Genomic DNA, 879 nt, shown 5'->3' on the forward strand with positions numbered 1-879 from the left:
CCCATCGGTCTGGGATTCATTGCGGGTGTAGGACACGCGGGCGACCCGACTGCCGCAGCTACACCGAAATCGGCTGGATCGGCCTTCGACCGGCCAGTACCGCGCGGAGCCGAACAGGGGGCGAGGATCCATCAGGACGGCGCGGCCACACTCCGGGCGGTCGCACTGGACCACCATTCTGCGGCTGCGTTCTGGCACGACGTCTTCTCGTGCGATGCGCGGGCGATTGATGTCGGACATGACATCACCCGGCGATGGAGGTGGAGCAGCCCAGGCTCCGAAGTTGGATGCCGGCGGCGGACCGCATGACCGAGCCGGGAACCCGCGCCTCAATACGGTCGAGCATCACTCCAGCGGCGCGAACGGGGTCGGTCTTGCGGGCTAGTTCAGCGTCCAGCTCGGCGAGCAAGCAGGCCAGGGATCGGTCGTTCATTCACTCTCTCCAGGTTGCCGACCCGGAGCGCTTGTGGCTCCGCGAGACGGCGACACGCAAGCAAATGTTCCGCATTTGTTCTGAATTCTGTGGACGCCGCTGAAGGCGCTCAATTCGGCTGGAACGCCCTGCCACGGTTGCCGATCAGCACCCAGCCAGCGTTCGTCGGCATGTATCCGCCTTTAGGCTTGGCGACGGCCAGCCCCAACACCGCCAACTCTGGCCCCCGGCTTGGTGCCGCCGCACGGGCAGGGTCGACCATATCGAGCAGAGCCTCAACGCGTTCGGGGTCGGTCATCATCATGAAGTCTCGGCGAAGGGTTGGAGGGGCATGTCAGACAGCTACCAGAGGGGTAGAGCGCCAGCCTATTCCTCGTTCCAGGGCGGCGGCAGTTGACCGGACTTGAACAGAGGCGTGGGGTTCTCGTCGGCGTCACCCATTTCGG

General features: G+C 65.1%; 3 protein-coding genes. All 3 read right to left on the reverse strand.

Features of this window, described 5'->3' with window-relative positions:
- The coding region (locus ACP7AU_RS17725; protein ID WP_426052279.1) for a hypothetical protein at positions 1-240 on the reverse strand (240 nt) is incomplete at its 3' end.
- A 4-nt stretch (positions 241-244) separates the two neighbouring features.
- Complete coding sequence (locus ACP7AU_RS17730) at positions 245-433, reverse strand: hypothetical protein (protein ID WP_426052280.1); 189 nt, start codon at positions 431-433, stop codon at positions 245-247.
- 109 nt (positions 434-542) lie between these two features.
- Positions 543-737: a hypothetical protein gene (locus ACP7AU_RS17735; protein WP_426052281.1), complete on the reverse strand. Its 195-nt coding sequence runs from the start codon at positions 735-737 to the stop codon at positions 543-545.
- Between the last annotated feature and the right edge of the window lie 142 nt (positions 738-879).

The organism is Brevundimonas sp. SL161, assembly GCF_049896985.1.
GTDB lineage: Bacteria > Pseudomonadota > Alphaproteobacteria > Caulobacterales > Caulobacteraceae > Brevundimonas.